Source organism: Halobacteriovorax sp. RT-1-1, from assembly GCF_047085455.1.
In the GTDB taxonomy this organism is placed as follows: Bacteria; Bdellovibrionota; Bacteriovoracia; order Bacteriovoracales; family Bacteriovoracaceae; genus Halobacteriovorax_A.
In genome coordinates, this window is record NZ_JBKIXZ010000001.1 from 1,255,017 (window position 1) to 1,274,564 (window position 19,548).

At 35.0% G+C, this 19,548-nt stretch carries 19 protein-coding genes; 6 read left to right on the forward strand and 13 right to left on the reverse strand.

Annotated elements, in window-relative coordinates:
- Positions 1 to 28 precede the first annotated feature (28 nt).
- Both ACMAWV_RS06275 and ACMAWV_RS06280 read right to left on the reverse strand, forming a co-directional pair.
- Positions 29 to 652, reverse strand: a complete 624-nt coding sequence (locus tag ACMAWV_RS06275) for an iron-containing redox enzyme family protein (RefSeq protein WP_158246779.1) — start codon at positions 650 to 652, stop codon at positions 29 to 31.
- Positions 627 to 1,319 carry a hypothetical protein gene (locus ACMAWV_RS06280; RefSeq protein WP_412469722.1) on the reverse strand — a complete coding sequence of 231 codons (693 nt, stop codon included), beginning with the start codon at positions 1,317 to 1,319 and terminating at the stop codon, positions 627 to 629. Before ACMAWV_RS06280 ends, ACMAWV_RS06275 begins: the two co-directional genes overlap by 26 nt.
- A 171-nt stretch (positions 1,320 to 1,490) precedes the next feature.
- Between ACMAWV_RS06280 and ACMAWV_RS06285 the strand changes: the two genes are divergently transcribed.
- Positions 1,491 to 2,864, forward strand: coding sequence for a sensor histidine kinase (locus tag ACMAWV_RS06285; RefSeq protein WP_412475799.1), 1,374 nt, complete (start codon positions 1,491 to 1,493; stop codon positions 2,862 to 2,864).
- Between the two features lie 124 nt (positions 2,865 to 2,988).
- A complete protein-coding gene (locus ACMAWV_RS06290; protein WP_412469720.1) occupies positions 2,989 to 4,746 on the forward strand; it encodes a DEAD/DEAH box helicase family protein in 1,758 nt (585 codons plus the stop codon).
- Here ACMAWV_RS06290 and ACMAWV_RS06295 read toward each other — a convergent pair.
- Positions 4,720 to 5,328: a hypothetical protein gene (locus tag ACMAWV_RS06295; RefSeq protein WP_146037766.1), complete on the reverse strand. Its 609-nt coding sequence runs from the start codon at positions 5,326 to 5,328 to the stop codon at positions 4,720 to 4,722. The two genes, ACMAWV_RS06290 and ACMAWV_RS06295, sit on opposite strands and share 27 nt — an antisense overlap.
- Before the next feature lie 73 nt (positions 5,329 to 5,401).
- Here ACMAWV_RS06295 and ACMAWV_RS06300 point away from each other — a divergent pair, with 73 nt between their 5' ends.
- From ACMAWV_RS06300 to ACMAWV_RS06315, 4 genes are all read left to right on the forward strand, one after another.
- A complete protein-coding gene (locus ACMAWV_RS06300; RefSeq protein ID WP_412469719.1) occupies positions 5,402 to 7,576 on the forward strand; it encodes a toprim domain-containing protein in 2,175 nt (724 codons plus the stop codon).
- A gap of 25 nt (positions 7,577 to 7,601) precedes the next feature.
- Entirely contained in the window at positions 7,602 to 9,065 is a 1,464-nt protein-coding gene (locus ACMAWV_RS06305) for a DNA gyrase subunit A (RefSeq protein WP_103216804.1), read from the forward strand.
- Positions 9,066 to 9,373: 308 nt separating this feature from the next.
- Complete coding sequence (locus tag ACMAWV_RS06310) at positions 9,374 to 9,778, forward strand: integration host factor subunit alpha (protein ID WP_392858006.1); 405 nt, start codon at positions 9,374 to 9,376, stop codon at positions 9,776 to 9,778.
- The gene (locus ACMAWV_RS06315; protein ID WP_103216805.1) at positions 9,779 to 10,210 is read left to right on the forward strand and encodes a MerR family transcriptional regulator; all 432 of its coding nucleotides are present in this window, start codon (positions 9,779 to 9,781) and stop codon (positions 10,208 to 10,210) included.
- Here the strand turns inward: ACMAWV_RS06315 and ACMAWV_RS06320 are convergent.
- The 10 genes from ACMAWV_RS06320 to gspF are packed head-to-tail and all read right to left on the reverse strand — an operon-like array spanning position 10,169 to position 19,544.
- Positions 10,169 to 11,140, reverse strand: a complete 972-nt coding sequence (locus ACMAWV_RS06320) for a polyprenyl synthetase family protein (RefSeq protein WP_392991433.1) — start codon at positions 11,138 to 11,140, stop codon at positions 10,169 to 10,171. The genes ACMAWV_RS06315 and ACMAWV_RS06320 overlap by 42 nt on opposite strands.
- A 35-nt stretch (positions 11,141 to 11,175) precedes the next feature.
- On the reverse strand, positions 11,176 to 12,102 hold the full coding sequence (gspN, locus tag ACMAWV_RS06325) for a type II secretion system protein GspN (RefSeq protein WP_412462785.1): 927 nt from the start codon (positions 12,100 to 12,102) through the stop codon (positions 11,176 to 11,178).
- A 29-nt stretch (positions 12,103 to 12,131) separates the two neighbouring features.
- The gene (locus ACMAWV_RS06330; RefSeq protein ID WP_103216808.1) at positions 12,132 to 12,749 is read right to left on the reverse strand and encodes a hypothetical protein; all 618 of its coding nucleotides are present in this window, start codon (positions 12,747 to 12,749) and stop codon (positions 12,132 to 12,134) included.
- The gene (pilM, locus tag ACMAWV_RS06335; protein WP_412469718.1) at positions 12,749 to 14,326 is read right to left on the reverse strand and encodes a pilus assembly protein PilM; all 1,578 of its coding nucleotides are present in this window, start codon (positions 14,324 to 14,326) and stop codon (positions 12,749 to 12,751) included. The genes ACMAWV_RS06330 and pilM overlap by 1 nt, the downstream gene beginning before the upstream one ends.
- A gap of 60 nt (positions 14,327 to 14,386) precedes the next feature.
- Positions 14,387 to 15,754, reverse strand: coding sequence for a hypothetical protein (locus ACMAWV_RS06340; protein WP_103216810.1), 1,368 nt, complete (start codon positions 15,752 to 15,754; stop codon positions 14,387 to 14,389).
- Positions 15,738 to 16,646 carry a type II secretion system protein J gene (locus ACMAWV_RS06345; protein WP_412469717.1) on the reverse strand — a complete coding sequence of 303 codons (909 nt, stop codon included), beginning with the start codon at positions 16,644 to 16,646 and terminating at the stop codon, positions 15,738 to 15,740. Before ACMAWV_RS06345 ends, ACMAWV_RS06340 begins: the two co-directional genes overlap by 17 nt.
- A 3-nt stretch (positions 16,647 to 16,649) precedes the next feature.
- Complete coding sequence (locus ACMAWV_RS06350) at positions 16,650 to 17,162, reverse strand: prepilin-type N-terminal cleavage/methylation domain-containing protein (RefSeq protein ID WP_392991437.1); 513 nt, start codon at positions 17,160 to 17,162, stop codon at positions 16,650 to 16,652.
- Positions 17,147 to 17,812 carry a prepilin-type N-terminal cleavage/methylation domain-containing protein gene (locus ACMAWV_RS06355; RefSeq protein WP_392991439.1) on the reverse strand — a complete coding sequence of 222 codons (666 nt, stop codon included), beginning with the start codon at positions 17,810 to 17,812 and terminating at the stop codon, positions 17,147 to 17,149. The genes ACMAWV_RS06350 and ACMAWV_RS06355 overlap by 16 nt, the downstream gene beginning before the upstream one ends.
- A gap of 22 nt (positions 17,813 to 17,834) precedes the next feature.
- On the reverse strand, positions 17,835 to 18,290 hold the full coding sequence (gene gspG / locus ACMAWV_RS06360; RefSeq protein WP_412462782.1) for a type II secretion system major pseudopilin GspG: 456 nt from the start codon (positions 18,288 to 18,290) through the stop codon (positions 17,835 to 17,837).
- A gap of 45 nt (positions 18,291 to 18,335) precedes the next feature.
- On the reverse strand, positions 18,336 to 19,544 hold the full coding sequence (gene gspF / locus ACMAWV_RS06365) for a type II secretion system inner membrane protein GspF (protein ID WP_412462781.1): 1,209 nt from the start codon (positions 19,542 to 19,544) through the stop codon (positions 18,336 to 18,338).
- Positions 19,545 to 19,548: the final 4 nt, after the last annotated feature.

The window sequence follows — 19,548 nt, forward strand, 5'->3', positions numbered from 1 at the left end:
TTCATTAAATTGTAGTAGGGCCTATTTGTTAAGATGCTTTGCTAAGAGTCTGAGCACTACTTTCACATGCTTGTAATAACCTGATATAACGTTTAGTTGTTTCTTTCATATTATTTATAATGATATCTTTGTTTGGTAGTTGATTAACTGCTTCTAATGCCTTTTTGATATGTTCTATATCTTCATCTGTATGTACTTTCATAAATCTTGTCGCTGATTTTCCATACTTTTGAATTAAGTTATTAACAATTATTTGAGGAAGATTTGCTGCGAATGCCTCTAGTGCTAAGACCCAACCAAAAACACTTTCACCTCCATATGTATTGGCATAGTAAAACTGTGACTGGTAGAAGATCTTTGTTTCTTCATACTCCTGAAAATCACAAATGTTATAACCTAAACTCTTTAAGTCACTAAGGGCCAGGTTCTCATGTCCAGACTCTTCATCAGCATGTTCTAACCATCGCTTTGATAATTCCTCGGACTTGCAATGCTTTGCACTCGTTCTCAAAATACTTTCAGAGACAGAGGTATAATAGTAAGTTTGCGCTAGCCAATTGGCGTATACATTTTCATCTTCAAACTTTATTGCTCTTACTTCTTCGATTATTTGAGTAACACATTCATTAAGCAAACTTTCTAAATGATTCATAATTTTCCTCCTCATCTGGAAACTTTAAAAATAGAACTGAATCTCTATACTCATCATAGAGTTTGTTAACTTTTCTTTTAAGAATTTCATCATTTATATCGACAGCTGTTTTTTCGTTAAAATATAGAAGATTACATAAGAGTCCCTTGTAAATAATATTGGCGCAGATAATATCTCCATGCTTTTGACCTTCCTTACTTGCGCTATTAGTTTTTACAGTTGGTGCAATAACATGCTTTGCTTGAATATCTCTTGTAATATTCACTAGAATTTGTCGCAAGATACTGTAGAAGTCTAAGTGGTGTCTTTTCTTACGATAACTCGGAGAAATTGTTAGTAACTCAATACTGTAGACGTTACTTATGGCCAGCTCTTTTATTGCCCTGATGCCTTTCATTGGAATTTCTCTAAAGTATGATTGCTGTTTAAATAAAGGAATGGAGAAGTCATGCTTACTCATTGCACAGTAAGCACATACATTATTATCAGCGTCTAAAAGCAGAATATGAAGCTCTTGCCTTAGAAATGTATCTGAGCAAAAGTTATCTTGAATTTTAAAGATTTCGGCCCATGTTTCTTGATACATTAGAAAGGCCTTTTGAAGCAGTGCTTTGTTAGCGCTGCTAAACATTTCTTGCTTGTGAATAATTTTTAGTTGAATTTCCATTTGAGAATTGTAGTACGACTAGAGAGGATCTATACTGCAAATTAATTTATCTCGTTATTTCAGTTACTTATGAGATTAGCTAATGTAGGTGTTATTTATTTACAAGCCAATAAACTGTGTAAAATTTATTTATGGAGTGAATTTGTTGAATAGTTTTGGTACTTAACTTTCATGTACGAATTTAAATGCTCCAAGCTAATGGCCCGTCTGATTATAGATTCAGTCACAAAGCTTGGTGTCGATAAAGCTCCATTCAATGAATTATATTCTAAGTATGAAAATACTTGTGATAAGTATATTTCTTATAAGTTTTTAAATGACTATGCAGATCTTCTTCTACAAAAAGTTGATGAGGATGAAGTTATTCGAGTTATTGCCAATGATGGACTAAATTCAGAAAAACTAAGTGTATTTAAAAACTTAGTCTTTAGTATTTTATCTCTTAAAAGCCTTTATAACATTCAATCTAAATTGGTTTTAACATATTTATTCAAAGGCGTTTCTTTGAATGTATCGACACGTGGTAAAAATATTAGACTTGTTCAAGAAGCTTCGGCACCGAAAGTGCATTCGTTATTTTTCAAGATTTATGCAGAAGTTTATAGGAACTTTCCAATGATAATTGGTCGAGAACCTGCCAAAGTTGTTAGCTTAAGGATTGAAAACTCTTCAATGACAATGGAGATATCTCCAAGTCAAAAGCTGAATATTGTTTCTACAATTGGTCTTTTTCTTAAAACGAGATTTGCACATTTGGCCGCAAAATCAATGTATATAAATCTAATTAATGAGCTTAGAGAAGAATCAGATCAACAAAATTACGAACTTAAAAAGTTAAATGAACAACTTGATCAGTCGCTAAAACAAAAGAGTGTGTTAGTTCGTGCTTTAGGCCATGACATTAATAATTCAATCATCACAATCAAACTTTCATGTGAAAGGTTGTTACGAACTTTAGAGGATGAAAAAGATCTTAAGGTTGCAACAACAATATCGAAACACATCGAAATCATAAATCTTATCGCTAATAATGCACTTCAAAATGAAATAGATGAAGACCATATTGTTAATAATTACTCAATTGAGAATGTATCTAGTGTCGTTGATGATTTAGTTGATAGTTTCAAAGATAAAATTTTACGAAAGAATCTAGATGTTATTACTGAAGTAAGTACTCAGAGTAGTGACTTTTATATTAATAGACCAATCTTTACATATAATATTCTTGCAAATTATTTTTATAACGCAATTAAATACTCATTTCCATATGGAAGGATCATCATCTCTATTTCGGAGATCAATGATTTTTTCGTGTTTAAAATCATTGATGAAGGAAAGGGGATGAATGTTAGCATGTCAAAGCAGGTATTGGGTACTGAAGGGGAAACTGGACGTGGCCAGGGAATGATAATTGCAAGAAATTTATTGGCCAAAATGTATGGTGATGTAGTTGTATCTAGTAAACAGGGTGTTGGGACTAGTGTTTCAATAAGTATTCCTAAGTCACTTTCAACAACATCAAACAGTAATCATTTTACACTTTAAATTAAATAATAAGTTTTCGACTTCGCGAGTCATCGAGTGGGGATGCTCTTTAAATGTTTGATGTTGATTAAAATCAAAAGGCTACTTTTTTTCCATTTCAAATATTCTTGTATACAATACGTCAATGAAATTTAAACTCAGGGATTATCAAGTTGAAGCTGTTGAGAGAGTGGTCTCTCACTTTAGAAAATGTGCTGATCCTTCTCTTATTGTTCTCCCAACAGGTGCTGGAAAAAGTTTAGTCATTGCTGAACTTGCGCGTATTGCACGTGGGCGTGTTCTTGTGATGGCCCATGTAAAAGAGTTAGTAGAACAAAATCATGCTAAGTATGAGTCCTATGATTTAAAAGCGGGAATCTTTTCTGCCTCTATGAATAGAAAGGATAAGGACGAAAAGGTTATTTTCGGCTCGATTCAATCTATTGCCCGTGCTACTGATGATTTCTTCAAAGATTTCTCTCTTGTTATCATTGATGAGTGCCATCGAATTTCGCTAGAAGAAGAGTCTCAATATCAACAGGTTTTTGACAAACTAAAAGAAGTAAACCAAAAGGTTTTCTTTCTTGGCCTTACGGCAACACCATATCGCCTTGGAATGGGATGGATTTATAACTATCACTATCATGAAATTCTAAGGACAAAAGAAGAGCGCTTTTTTAAGCATTGTATTTATGAGTTGCCACTTAGTTATATGATTAAAAATGGTTATTTAACTAGGCCAATTAAAATTGATTCTCCTGTTGCTTGCTATGACTTTTCAAAACTTGAAGTTAATGAGAATTCTGGACGATTTTTAACTCAAGAAATTGAGAAAATTTTGAATGATAGCGCTCGTGTTACACCAGGGATTGTTAAGCATATCGTCCAAGAGGCAAAAGAGAGAAATGGGGTTATGCTTTTTACTTCTACAGTAAAGCATGCCAATGAAGTCTTGAGTTTTTTACCTGAAGACTCTAGTGCCATTGTAACAGGTGAAACTGATCAAAAAGTTCGCGACCAAATCATCGATGATTTTAAGAATCAAAAAATAAAATTCTTAGTAAACGTCTCTGTTTTAACAACTGGGTTTGATGCTCCTCATGTGGACTTGATTGCAATCCTTCGTCCAACAGAGTCCATTAGTCTTTATCAACAGATTGTTGGACGAGGTCTAAGACTTTTTGAAGGAAAAGAAGACTGTTTAATTCTCGATTATACTGGACTTGACCACGATATTTTTAAACCTGAAGTCGGTGAAATCCGACCACATGGAGAAACTCAAGAAGTGCAGGTGATGTGTCCTGATTGTGGGCATGCTAATATCTTTTGGGGCAAGGTTGATAGTGAAGGTTGTATTACTGAACACTATGGCCGAAAGTGCCAAGGTATCCATATTGATGAAAGTAATATGACTGTCCAAGAGTGTGGCTTTCTTTTTCGATTTAAAAGCTGTGATAATTGCGGACAAAGTAATGATATTAGTGCTCATGAATGTGTACATTGTTCACATGAATTACGTGACGCTGATAAGAAATTAAAAGAGGCAATGCAACTTAAAGATGCCCATATTATGCGTGTGGAAGAGATGATCTTTAGTGAACATCAAGGTAAGAAGGGACGCTCTCTTGAAGTCAGCTACTTTGATGTGAACGGAGAGTCTTTAAAAGAATATTATCAGCTAAATAGTAAGTCGCAACAGATGGCCTTCTATCATGCTTTTGTGAAGAAACACTTAAAAACACCTGAGCTTAAGTATTATATTGATGATCTTGATAAAATCTTAAAGGATCGAAAGTATTTTAGAGAACCGAAATTCGTGATTGCGCGAAAGAAACAGCGTTTCTGGCAAATAAGAGAGAAAATTTTTATAGAAGAACTAAAGTCGGCGAGATACACGAAATAACTTTTCCATCGCAAGCTCTCCAAGGGTTTCTGAAAACATCTCAAAGAGAGTGTCTGGTATCGAAGATTTTTCACCCTTCCAATAACTTTTTGAAAAGAAGAGGCATCTACCATCCGAAAGTTGTCTCACATTGATTTCTCCCCTTAGTCCTTTTAAGAATCCCTTATCAAATGTAAATGGATAGGCACCCGGTTTTGTGATGCGGGGAATTTTAAAATTTAGCGACATCGGAAAGGGCATGAGAGTATGGTCGAGATACAGATAGATCTCTTTTTTCTTTTCTGAATAACCTGATAGTTTTACTAGGTCGATATATTCATTAAATTTTTCGTAGCGCGACAATTTTCTTAAAGCGACTTTGCATTTATTTGGATGGATTCCATATATTTGGTAATCTAAACTTTGTTTGTTTTCTTGGGTCTTAACAATGGCCTTTCGATAAATTCTTTTTTTATCAACTAAAATTTCTTTGATATCAGCATCAATCCCCTTGAAATCAGAGGCGATAGCAAGATTTGAAAATACCAAAATCAAGTAAAAAACTGCTGTAATTATCAATGGTTGACGCGTTGTAACTTTCAAGGCCTTTAAGTTTCCCTTATTCTTTATAGTAAATTCATTATAGCACGAAGCTAAGATAGGGGAAAATTTAAGCATGGGACGCAGCATTGAAAAAGTTAATCGTAAAGGTAAGACGAAAGACGCCGTCATTGAGAGTAAAGATCAAAGGTGGCACTGTCGAAACCGTATTACGCTCGTCTTTGGTTCTAATGATATTGAAGATTTAGAAACATATGTCTACGAAGATAAGTCAGTAGATTTCAAAACCGTTAAATTTCATCAGGCAAAATCAAAGGCCATTGAAGAGCTTTTAGATAACTGTATTGATGAGTATTACCGCGGGCACGTTACAGAAATTCACACTTCTCTTAGTGAAGATGGGAAAACTGTTGTTGTTGCCGACAATGGTATTGGTTTCCCATTAAATAAAGTCAAGCAGGTTTATTCTGAGTTTAGAACTGGTTCTAAGTTTAAGGATGAAGAAACAGATGAGAAAGGCTTCTTACACAGAACTTTAGGACAGAACGGACTTGGTGCTGCTGCAACTTGTCTTACTGCAGATGAGTTTATTGTTACAATTAAACACTATAACTCTAAGAAAGAGCAGACGACGAAGTTTATCGACGGGGCCCTAAAGATTACTCAATCAAAACCAAAAGCCTTCAAAGGTGCATCTGGTGTATCAATCCAAGTAACTCTGTCAAAAGAAGTATACAAAGATAATAAGATTGATGAAAACCTTCTGAGAAAGAGAATTATTGACCTTGCTTACAATAATCCAGGGCTAGCTTTCTACTTTAATGGTGAGAAGTATCACTATCAAAAAGGTCTCTTCCAACTAGCTCAAAGAATTGATGAAGAGAATGCGCATGATTTTGGTGAAGCAGCCTATATCTACGAAACAGTAAATACTAAGAAGAAAAAGGTTAAGGGAAAGATTGATATGTCTCTTTCTCTAACTATTGATAAGGGAAGTGAAGAAAGAGAGAAATTTATTTCTTTTGTTAACTCTACTCCTACTTATGATGGTGGTTTCCACCACGATCGCGTAAGAAGAATTTTCATTAATGCGATTAAAGACAAGTTAGAACGTCAGGCAAAGAAAGAGAAAATTAAGTTAGTTGATAATGATATTCTTTCTGGTCTTACTTTTGTTCTTGGTGTGACAATGCCAAATCCAAGGTTTGAATCGCAAACTAAACGTAAGTTAGTTCGTGATGCACATCTTGAAAAGGCCCTTGAAGAATTAATGGCAAAGTCTATTGATAAATTCATGAGAAAAAACAAAGACTATCTTGAAGTTGTTATTGAAAGAGCTAAGTCTCGTCACAAATATCAAGTTCTTAAAGAAGCGGCATCTAAGGGCCGTAAGCAAAAAAGACAAAGAGTTGAAAAACTTCTTGATGCCAACGAAAGAAAAAAACGTGATTTATGTACACTCTTTATTTGTGAAGGGGATTCGGCCATTGGCGGTCTAAGATCTGCTCGTAATAAACTGTACCAAGGTGGGATTGCTCTTCGTGGTAAACCTATGAACGTTGCCCAAGCAGGTATCAAAGACATTTTAAATAATCAGGAATTTTCAGATATCATGGCTTCAATCGGTCTTGTTCTTGGACAAGAGGTTGATGAGAAGAAACTTCGTTATTCTAATATCGTATTCCTTGCCGACTCAGATGTTGACGGTGGGCACATCAATACGCTTCTAACAAATTTCTTCTACCAATTTTGGCCAGAATTATTTGAAATGGGTGCTATTCAAATTGCAAAAGCGCCACTTTTTGAAGTCGTGACAGATAAGAAAACTCTGTATTTCGAATCAGATAAAGAACTAGAAGAGTTTAGAAATTCTGGAGAAGTAAGAATAAAAGAAATTCATCGAAACAAAGGGCTTGGTGAGATGTCACCGGAAGCCTGGAAGTATGTTTTATCAAAAGATGAATATACAAAAATTATCGTTGATCAAAAATCAAAAGCTAAAGAGATGTTAAATATCTGCTTTGGTAAAGATACGAATCTTAGAAAAGATTTATTACTTGATGAAGAGCAGTCTGAGATTATGTCAGAGGCAATTTCTGAAGATAAAGTTGTAACTAAGCCTAAACCAGCTAAGAAAGTAGTTAAAAAAGCTGCGAAAAAAACTGAGAAAACGGCAAAAAAACCAGCAAAGAAAGTCGCTAAGAAAGCTGCTAAGAAAAAGGCAAAGAAGGCCGTTGCAAAAAAAGCTGCAACTGGTGGTCTGGCCGACATGATTGATTACCTTGATTAAAAAAGAAATTGGAAGGAAATAAATAATGCAAGAAACTTATCTTCATTCACTTGAATCAGTAAACTTAGAAGATATCGTAAGAGATGAATACCGCACGTATCAGATCTATACATTAATGGATCGTGCGATCCCTTATCTTCAAGATGGCCTTAAACCGGGTCAAAGACGTATTCTTTATACGCTTTGGAAAAATCAGTCGAAAGGACTTTTAAAAGTTTCAGCTGCCACTGGTCTCGTTTTAACTCTTCACCCGCACGGACCTGCTTCGATTGAATCGGCCATTGTAAATATGGCCCAAGATTATACTTTCTCTAATAACTATCCTCTTATTGATAAGAAAGGATACTTCGGAGAGAGGATGGAAACTGATCCGGCCGCTGGAAGGTATATCGAATGTAAGCTAGGTAAGGTATCTGATCTCTTACTATTTGATGATATGAACCAAGTTGAAATGGTTCCAAATTATGATGAACGTTCGATGGAGCCAGTAGGGCTTCTTCCAAAGCTTCCTCTTATGTTACTAAACGGAGCTGAGGGGATTGGTACAGGTTTCTCTTCGACGATTCCAAGTTTTCATCACAAAGATATTATTAAGTCGATGATTTCATTTATTGAAACTGGTAAGGTGAAGAAGTTAAAACCTTACGTTCATAATTATTCTCTACCAATTCATGTTGATAAGAAGACTGGAAAACTTACGTTTGAAATGTCGATTGAAGAAAAAGGTGGAAAGTTCTTTATTACTGAACTTCCTCGTGGTTACGATGCTAAGAAGATTTATCGTCACCTAACAAAATTCATTGATAGCGGTTATATCAAAGATTTCGTTGATGCTTCTGTGGATAATGAAATCAATATTGAACTTCTTTTAAAGAAGGGCCAAGAAGCAACACTTAAAGAAATTCAAGATACAATTGGTGCAACTTCAACTCTGTCTCCAAATTACACTCTAATTTCAGAAAGAGGGGTAAAGATCTTTGATCAAGCTGAAGAGATTATTGAAATCTTCACTGGTGAAAGGTTAAAGGTTGTTACTCGTCGTTATGAACTTCTTTGCCTTGATCTGAAAGATTCAATTACAAAGAATAATGAAATTATCAAATTCATCAAAAATAAAGAATACGAAAAGGCGACAAAGTCGAAAAACAGAAAGTCTTTCGTAGAGTATCTTGATAAAAAGAAGTACGTTTATGCTGACTATCTAGCAGATATGCCAATTTATCGTATGACAAAAGATGAAGTTGAAAAACGCAAGTTACTTATTCAGGATGAAACGAAAAAACTTAATGAGTATACAAAAATTGCGAAGTCACCTAAGCTTGTTGCCAAGAAGCTAATTGAAGAGCTAAATGATGTTGATACTAAATTAACTGACTGGCTTAAGAAGAAAGATGCGGAAAAGCAAAAGCTCCTAAAAAAGATTGCTAAAGATCAAGAGAAACTTGGAAAGAAAAAGGCCAAGAAGAAAGCAGTTAAAAAGAAGTCTTAATAATCTAAGTGAAATAGTCTGATAAAAAAAATCCCCAGCAGAAGTGCAAAACTTGTGCTGGGGATTGTTCATGTCAATACGCCAATTTGACAAGAAGAAGTTGATATAAACATAATACATGGTATTTATTTAGCTACTCAACTTAATGTTTTCTTAAAACTGGCTTAATTGACATCTTTACGCCGAAAAAGGCTAAGTTATTAAAATGAAATATATTTCCCACAAAATTTTTTTTGTGAAATATTCATAATTCTGCTAACCTATTAATATATAAAGGTTCTTTTGATTCATGGAGGAATGCAATGAGCTTGACTAAAGCTGATATTGTCGAACGAGTTTATAAGGAAGCAGGGTTTTCTAAAAAGGAAGCTTCTGACCTTGTTGACTTAGTTTTTAAGGTAATTAAAGATACTTTGGCCCGCGGGGAAAAAGTAAAAATTTCTGGTTTTGGAAACTTCTCAATTCGCGATAAAGCATCAAGAGTTGGCCGTAACCCACAAACAGGTGAGGCGATGGAAATTTCAGCAAGACGTGTTCTTACTTTTAAACCTTCACAGGTGCTAAAAGAAGATATTACTGGACGCTACGTTCACCGTATCGATGATAAAGGTAAGGAAGACACTTCAATTGCTCCTAAGGAAGGAACACCGAAAGCATTAACATCATTCAGAAATGATACTGATGATGACTACGAGAGTGAAAACGGATTTTAAATGCTAGAAACATTATCGATTCCACAAAAATCGTTATTTAAACTTGATGAAGTTTGCTCAATCGTTGGTGTAAAGCCATACGTATTAAGATTTTGGGAAAGTGAATTTGATGAAATTTCACCTCTCGTTTCTTCTACTGGTCAAAAACTTTTTGAACAAAAAGATATTCAAATGCTGGCAAAAATCAAAGGCCTTCTATTTGAAGAAAAGATGACTATTGAAAAAGCTAAGCTAGTTTTAAGAGGTCAATTAGATCTTTCTAAAGACAGTGCTGTTGCAAAGAAGAAGTTAAATACTAAGCCTGCAAAGTCTTCTAAATCAAAAGTTGTAAATTACAATATTGATTTAGATAAACTAGAGCAAGCGAAGAGCATCCTGAATCAATTGAACCTAAAGAGTCAAAGTATTCAACAAAGAAATAATTGGATCTAAAGAGGCGGGCCTAGCGCCTGTCTCTACATCTAAGTGACCAGTTATTGTTCTTTGATTTGGTTCAATAATACTAAGTATCTTTCCAAGATATTCTCCGTAAACTAAACGGATATTTTCGCACGCGTACTTTTCAAAAAATACTTTCATATATTCTAGATTAGATTGTAATTCATTGAAACATTCTTGTGATCGTGTCTTCCAAGGATTTACAGCTTCCTCATGTTCACTTAAAACTTCATCTTCTAATTCGCAAAGATCATCAAGAAGTTGAAATGCTATTCCCATGTGATGTCCAAGGCGGTGTAGTGCCTTTGCTGTTTTTAAATCCGCATCGTCATTAAATAGGTATGGCCCAACAATTGAGAGTTGAATAAGACGTGCTGTCTTAAGCTTATGAGTAAGAATTAAATTCTTAAAACTCTCTGTCATATGGTGGCCTAAATCGAGGGCCTGGCCAAGAATTAGTCCTTTGGCGCCTAAACACCAATGAGCATAATTTAGAATTTCGTATTTATTCCTAACTTGTATTTTGTTTATTAAATTAAAGCTTAGAGATTGTAGTGCATCTCCGGCCAGTAGTGCTTGCCATTGGCCAAATTTTGCATGAGTTGAAAGTCTGCCACGACGATATTCATCATCATCCATACAAGGCATATCATCATGAATAAGTGTATATGTATGATGAATTTCTAATGCACATGAGAAGCTCTTAATTGACTTCTCAAGCTTTTGATTACTAAAGTCTATACCAAAGTCTTTTGCAGTGGCATAAGCGAGCAGAGGGCGAAATAACTTTCCTGCAGGTAATAACGAATAATCATATATCTCACTGAAGAAATTGTGATAATTATTTTGATCGATAAATAACTTTAGGTCAGCTTCAATTTGCTGCCTTGCTTCTTTTGGCTTAAGTAGTGATTGATTTTGCATTGAATTAAGATGCTTTAAAGTTGGCCTTTAGTCAACTAGCGCTTAATCATTTTCGGCGTGTTTGGACGTCCAAGAGTCCCATCAATTTTCATATGGTAGAAACCTTGTTCGTCAGGAGTACCATTGCCTAGAAGAAGGTTGATAATCGCAAAACTTTCGATAAATTCTGGTGTAAATTTAACCTGTGCTTCGAGATCGATTTTTGAATTTCTAATATTTCTTTTATCTAGAGAAATTGTTCCACTTGCATTGGCACGAATAGGTGAGTTGCTATCTCCAATGATTAACTCTTGGATTTCAACGGCCCCTCCATCTTCAGCATGTGCTTTAAATGAAAGATTTTTTATTGCTAGAGTAGGTAATTCAAAACTTTGAATGACTTGGGCCGGAATCGTAAAATCCTTTGATGTTAAATAAATATCGAGATCTTTTATTGCTTTTAAATCTGTACTAACAAGTGCGTTTAGATTGATCGTTCCATCTATTTTAAATGCATTCATTAGCGGGCCAAGGGCCTCAAAGCTGATTACAGAATTCTCTATCTTAATGTATTGAGTTGAAAAATTGTGAATCGATTTAATATTGATATTATTATTTAATCCCGAAATCTTACTTATCTCTGTATTAAATGTAAGACCCATTGGTGCAAAGCTTGGAAGTCCTAAAGAAATATCGGCCTCTGAAATAGTTAGTCCTGATGGAGCATTTAAACATCGAGATGAGATATCGATTTCTTTTAAGTTAATACCTGGAAGAAAATAGCTAAGAGAGGCGTTCTGATAATAAATAGGGCAGCTTCGATTCTTTCTAAGTCCATCATAAACGAGACTCATTACTTTATCTTCAACTGAAAAATTGAAAATGAATCCAAGAAAGAGAGATAAGAATGCAAGGATAGTCATTAGAAAAATTGTTTTCTTATTTATCTTGTATACGTCTGTTTGTACTGCTTCTTCACTCATATTATTCTTCTGGATACCCATATTATGTATTAGTTAACTTTTGCATAAAATTCGACAAGAAATTTGCCTGAAACAAATTTACCATCAGCTGTTTTTTCAAGATCGATTTCTGTTATGATAACTTTAAACTTTCGGTGTAGTTCGTTTAGTAAGCCAACGAAAGCCTTATTAGTAAATTTATCAATCATAATACTTGTTTCAATACGATTGATTGAACCACCTAAGTTTTCTTTTTGAAAGCCATCAACATTAATTTGATTTGCTTTTAAGTTTAATCTCGAAGTCGCATCCGTTAATTTATTTACGAAATCAGATTTTTCGTAGATTGCATCATTTATTACAATAGGGCCTTCTTGGGCCTTGAGCTTCACGTTGCCTTCTTTAAAGCTCACAATAGCGCTCTCTAATTCTTTTCTTGTGTTCAGATCACTGACTTTCATTGTTCTAAAGATAAAGACACCAAGTAGAGCTATGACAGGAATAATAACAACTAGTCCAGATAAGAACTGATTAATAATTTTTTGCTCAGTTTCAGAGAAAGAGCGTAGTTGGTCTGCAAATGATTGAAATACACCAGAATTTCTAGCTTCTTCTATTTGCTTATCAATAGCGACATCAATTTCTTTAAACATGCTCTTTTGTGTCATTATTTACCTTTAAAACTAATAGTAATCTTATCTTTATTAGATTCATCAATATTGGCATCGTCAACATTAAGTCCTTTAAGGACTTTTAATAATTGTTTTGTATCTCGATCACTCTTACTTTGAAATTGTGCAAAACCTGAGTTTAGATCACCTTTGTACTTAGTTAATGATACTTCTTCGTTTCTTTTTATCGCACTCGTAATTGTGTGTAGGTTAGCAAGAGCACTAGTCTTTGGAACTTTTGCTAAAACTTTTAAATCAACATCAATTGCTTTATTTTTTTGTTTAATAATCTTTGTTAGCTTCTCAGGAGTTTTTCTAAGATATCTTTCCTGTTTTTGCGTAATATTCAAGTTACTCGATTTAATTAGCTTTTTGATCTCACGATCTGTTGACTTGATTTCTTGATTTACGAAGTAGAGTGATTCCACTAAGAATCCTGTACATAAAACTAGGCAAACTATAGCAAGACGATAGAAAGTAAAGATTGTATTTTCTAGTTTAATTCCATCTTTAAGTGCAGAAGCAAATTCTTTCGTAAAAAAGTTTTTTGCAGGCTCTCTGTATGTATTTGAAGCACCCATTGTGTAGGCGAGTGTTAGAGAGTTGTATTCTTGTGCAGAAACCATTCTCTCAAGACCTGGTGTCATAAATTGTGAAACACTTACGTGAAGTCTTTCTGTAATATAGTTATCAATATTTTTGATATTGGCACAACCACCAGTTAAGTAGATATGTTCGATACTTTGACCTGTTTTTACTCTATGTCCAAGTAGCCATCGGTCGATTTGAGAAAGTAGGTCTTTAAAAGTATGATGCATCATAAGAGCAAAGTCTTGCTGCTCTTTTGTTACACTATCAAGTTGTGACTTCGTTAGAAAGAAGCTATTTTCGTGTTTAAAAATACGTGCTTCTGCTGCCCCAATATTGTAAGTCTTTGAAATGGCCTCATCAATGGCCGAACCAGCAACATATGAAATATGGTGAGTGTAGATAATACCGTTATAAATTAGGTAGGCCTTCGTTGTCTGATGACCAATATCTAAAATACATACATTTGATTCTAATTTCTTTTCTTCAACAAAGCTCTGATAAACACTAAGTTCCGACGTTAAGTTTGATGGAACAGTATGGTAGGCTTGTAGAAAATTACGATAAGTCGCAAAGACACTCTTTTCTGCAATTTGAACAATTGCTGAAAATTGACTATTGATCTTTTTATAAAGATTAACAATGTAGTGAGTATCGGCGATATTAAATGGTAGGTCCTCTTCAAGTTGAAAAGGAATCATTAGTTCCGCATCCTTCTTGCTCTTAGCTGGAAGATCAAGATAGCGATTCGTTAAGAATTCATTTGGTAGTTGAGTAATGATTCGACCATTGTAGTGCTGGTCTTTTAGAAAGCCTGAGATGATTCTTTGTTGAAGTTCATGAATCGATACTTCTTGGTCACTTGGCCCACGAACATCTTCGAGTAGAACTTCTTCAATATCATCAATAATGAATCTTTTTTTGTGTACTCGGCCTTCAACAAATTTAATACTGTAGGCACCACAGTCTATTACTAAAATACTCATAAATTTATTTTACCAAATTTCAATAACTTTGCTGTTTTTTTTTGAATGAAAAATTTGCCATTAGTAGGTGCGTATCTCAACAACTCTTGGACGCAGGAGATAGTACTTACTTGAAGACTGTTGCCCTTGTTGACCTGTACTTGATTGTTGTTGTCCACTACCTTGGTCGTCATCATCATCTGGATTCTGTGAACCACCTGCTTGTTGGCCAGATTGTCCTTGTGATGTCGTTGTTGGTGCCTGAGGTTTGATTGGTAAGTCGATAAAAGCAGTCAACTTATACGTTGTGTCGGCATACATACCGATGGATTCTAATTTGAAAAGCTTACCACCTGTACCAATGATAATATCTGCGTCAGCAAATTCTTTAATTCTTTTATCAAAGTCTGATGCTTCGACAGCTCCGAGACGATTTGTAATAAGTTCTTTGAAGTCCTTGTCACTTTTAAATGAACTTGGTGAAGTTCCATTTTCCTCATCACCATCACGATACTTAAAGAATTCTTCCAGAGCAACGTCAGACATTTCAGGAAATAAAACTTTAAGCTGATTGATTGTAATTTCGTTAACATTAATTACGGAAACATTATGAATTGAAATTCGATCCTTTATAAGATTTACGATCTCATCATCCCAGCCTGCAAGAGAGTAAAGCTCTTCTGCTGTTTCAAATGCAGCATGTTTGGCTTCAACACCAAGGTTTTGATAAGTTCTCTGGATATCTGCTTTTTCTGGCTCATCATAATCTTCTTTACCAGAAACAAAGTACTTTAATTCTTTAACAAGTAGTTTCGGATCAAGATTAGAGTAGTGAAGAGCGAAGTCTTCATTATTTTCGATCTCATTTCTAAATGTTGTTTCAAGCATTTCTGTAAAAGTTTTCTCCATGAATTGATGAGGTGTTATTGTCGAGCTCTGTTGGCCACTTGCCTCAGAGGAAGATTGTGAAGAGCTTCCATTCATTGGTTTGATTACTCTTAGGGTATTAGGATTAAGAAATCCTGTTATAGGCTTAAGACTAACTGAAATTGATCCTTGTATTAGTGATTCTTTTTCAAACTCTGCAATAGCATTTTTTTGAAGAGCACTTAATTCAGTCGTAACCGGAATTGGCACAACGAATGGTTGTGTGGCAATAGCTTCAATATCACTTTTAGAAATTGTCGATTGAAGGGAAGTGTTATCTTCAAGTTTGTTCCACGCTTCTCTATATACCTTTAAGACAGACAAGGCGTAATGAAGCCCTGCTTCAGCATTTAGCTTAGCTTGTACTTTATCGATTTGACCTTCAATTCTGATTTTGTTTAGTTTTGTCTCATACGTAAATTGAGCAAGTAGAACAGTTAGAATTGCAACGGCCGTCGTTACCATAATAATGGCGATACCAGACTCATTCTTAAGTAATGTCTTCTTATTTTTTAAAGTCATACTTTTCCTTTAAGTCTGCTGCTGCATCAAACTCTGGCCACATTACTCTAATTGTTCGATTAATTTGTATTTCATCTCCATTCTTTGAGACGTAATCGATATTCATACGAATAAGACGTGGAGTATTTCTTAATTTATTTAATTCTCTAAGTGATGAAACAAACTTTTCTTTTTCTGGACTATAGAATTCGAAAGAAAAGTCTCTTAAGTTTTCTATTACTGGATATTCTTTTGCTTTTTCCCAATCTAATTCAGTATTATAAATATCAACTGGAATGATTGTTCTCGTTAGGGAATATGGAGCTTCTGTATTTTTTTCTTCTTCCTCTTGCCCCTCTGTCGATGTCGTTACCACTCGGTAGCGTACCCACATTAAGTTAGATTGCTTCATATTCTTTATAAGTCTTCTGTTTGCTGAAGATAGAAAAACTAGTGAACCTTTCTCTTCATTTTGTAAAATTGGAATTGGAACATTTCCTGACGATAAGTTATCAAAATTCTTATTCTGATATATATGAGAAGTCATCACATATTTACTTGATTGTTGTTGCTGCTGTTGCTGTTGAGACGATCCTCCAAGCCTTGATCCCGATTGAGATTGTGAGGCATTGTAGATTTTTGCAAAAGCTTTGTTATCTTCTGCTTTAGACGATTCGTAATAAAGAGGAGAGTTGATGAGTTCGATATCTCTTTCAATTCTCATCATTCCAATTTCTAACTGTAGTCTCTCGCGGTCTTCTTTAGTAACACGATCGTTCGTGTTAACACTGCTGTCGACGATTGTATAAATGGCCGTCATGAGTACTGATAAAATAGCGATAGCGATAAGAACTTCAATTAATGTGAAGCCCTTTTCATTTTTGTGAATATGATCGGTTTTAAAACTTCTCATCTTCTAGAGTCCGTTTATCTCTACTTTATATTTATCATTTGAAAGCCACGTACTTATTGTAAACGTTTCTTCTGTAGTATCATCTTTAACAGTGACACTAACTTGCCAAATAAGTTTTTCAAGGTTCTTTTTAACAACACCAAAGATTTGTTTTTGAATTGAGTTATTGCTATCGTCACCATCATCTGGTGTTTCAGAGCCCGTTATCTTTTCGAAGTCTGGTACCGTAAAATTCTTCCATTCAACGCTATAGCTAATATTTTCATTACTTTCAAATTTCCCTACTTCAGGCTTCATCGTAATACTATCTTTTAGCTCCGGTGGGTAGGCCAGAATCTCATTCATTTTTTCAATTCCATATTCACGAAGAGTTATCTCCGTTCGCATCTCCATCGAATCTGTAATATTTAGGCCTTGAGCAGTGATATATGAAGTTATAAAGACAGCGAATATTGCAAGTGCAATAAGAACCTCTATGAGGGTAAATCCAGAATTATTTTTTAATTGCTTAACCATTCGTTATAAAGTTCTTCTGCTTTTGTTGTTAGTTTTTCAATAAAGTCGTCACTAGAGAAGTTAACATCTTCCAAGGCCACGTACTCACGATTGATTACTTGACTGTATGGCTCTGTTGATAGTGCGACCATTTCATCTTCAGTTGCAAGAATAATTATAACAGAATCTTTCTCACCTGTGGGGTAAAAGTAGACATATGGTTTGCCAGTTATGTGTAATTTTTGTGTTAGTGTGCTGCCAACTGCAACAATGCGAACACCGCCCGTTGGACGGAAGTCATTAGCATCAAAGTCCGGTAGAGGCATGAAGCGACCTTTCTTATTTGCTTCTTTTTTCTCTTCATCAGTCATGTCATCGTAATTCTTTGTTGAATCCATATCAATTACAAAGTCATTACTTTGTGCCATTTCTAAAGAGAGTTTTTGGTCGATATCTTCTAAATCAAAACCAACGCGTAGAAATTTATTTGTTAAGCTCGCTTCATCACTTGAGAAGCGAATAACTCGTTCAACATTTTCAATCGTATCATCTAGGTTGCGGCGTGAGGAAAAGGTTGATCCTGCAACCATGTAAAGAAGTAGGGAAGCTAAGGCCATGGATACCAGAATTTCAATTAATGTAAAACCTGATTGTCCATGTGCCTTATGCATAGTTTCCCTAATTTATTTTAGATTACTTATTGTCTCTTAAGTAGATATCGGCAGCGAAACCTTCTCCGCCCTCTTCGTTATCATTACCATAAGACATGATGTTGTAAGTCTTTCCATCTGAAGTATAAACATACTCCATATCCCATGGATCTAATGGGATTTCATCCGCATCGATAAATCCATTTGGTGGATAATTCTTACACTCGCGTCCGCCAGACGGTTTGTTGATAAGTGCGTCTAATCCCATCTCTGTTGTAGGGTAGAAGTTACACTTTCTTCTAAAGTCTTTCAGTAGTGACTCTAGTGATTTCATTTGAATGTTAGCAGATTTTACACGACCTTCTTCTAGTGAGTCGAAAACTTTACCTGCAATAAATGTCCCCATAAGTGAAATTAGAGTAAGGGCAATTAGGATTTCAATTAATGTCATCCCGGCCTGACTCTTCATTACTTGGCGTTTAAAAAAATTGTACTTCATTTAAAATCTCCTTAAATGTCTTCTTTTCTATATCCTCTAAAAAGCTTAATTGATTGAGTTTAGCTCCATCATTGGAACGACAACTGACATTACAATGAAAGCAACAGCTCCACCCATGCCGACCATCATAATAGGTTCGAGTACAGATGTTAACCCACTTAATTTAGATTCTACCTGATCCTCGTAGTTTTCCGCAATGATGTTAAGCATTGGTTCGAGTTCACCTGATTTTTCACCTAAGCTTATCATATGTGTAACCATGATAGGGAAGTATCCTGATTGTGCAAGGGGCGCTGCCATGGAAGAACCTTCCGATATATTAATACGAGCGCTTTCAATTGCATCTTGCATATGGACATTACCAATTAGGTTTTTAACAATCTTCATTGAAGCAAGAATTGGTACACCTGAATTTAAAAGTGTTGCAAGAGTTGAAGCAAAGCGTGAAACGTTCACCATTGTAATAAGTGAACCAAATACTGGAAGCTTTAGAGTCACGTAGTCCCATTTTGCGCGGCCATTCTTTGTATTAATATAGCGATTAAATAGCCAATAAAGACCAAAGGCGCCAATTATTACGGCCCACCAATATTGTTGTAAAAACCCTGATAGCCAAATTGAAATTTTTGTCGGCAGAGGTAACTCTTTTTTCATCGAAACAAAAATCTTTGTAATCTTAGGAATAACTAAAACTAGAATTACACCCATAACAAGGGCTCCAACTAGTAACATGATGATTGGATACATCATGGCACCTTTAACTTTATTTTTTAATTTAACTTGCGCTTCTGTAAATTCTGCAAGACGAAGTAGAACAATATCTAATGTACCTGACTGTTCACCGGCTTCAACCATGTTGACATAAATATGGTCAAAGATTTTTGGATAGTCTGAGAATGCAGAGGCAAGGGAGCTACCTTCATTTACTTTTTGACGAATCTCAGAGAGAACAACTTTTAATTTTGGGTTCTCACACTGTTCAATAAGTGCATTGAAGGCTTCAACAATTTGAATCTTTGCTTTAACAAGAGTGGCCAATTGTCTTGTCATAAGTGAGAGGTCGTTGATTGAAACGGTACTTCCGAAATTTAGCTCAAAAGAAGACTTACTAGAAGACTTATGTTCTTTTATCGCAGTAAGCATAATACCCTTAGCACGAATTTTGGCCTTGGCCGCCTGTTCGTTTTCAGCTGTGATATTACCTTTCTTTTCAGTTCCGGTACGATCGATACCTTTGTAATCAAATATGGCCATGTCT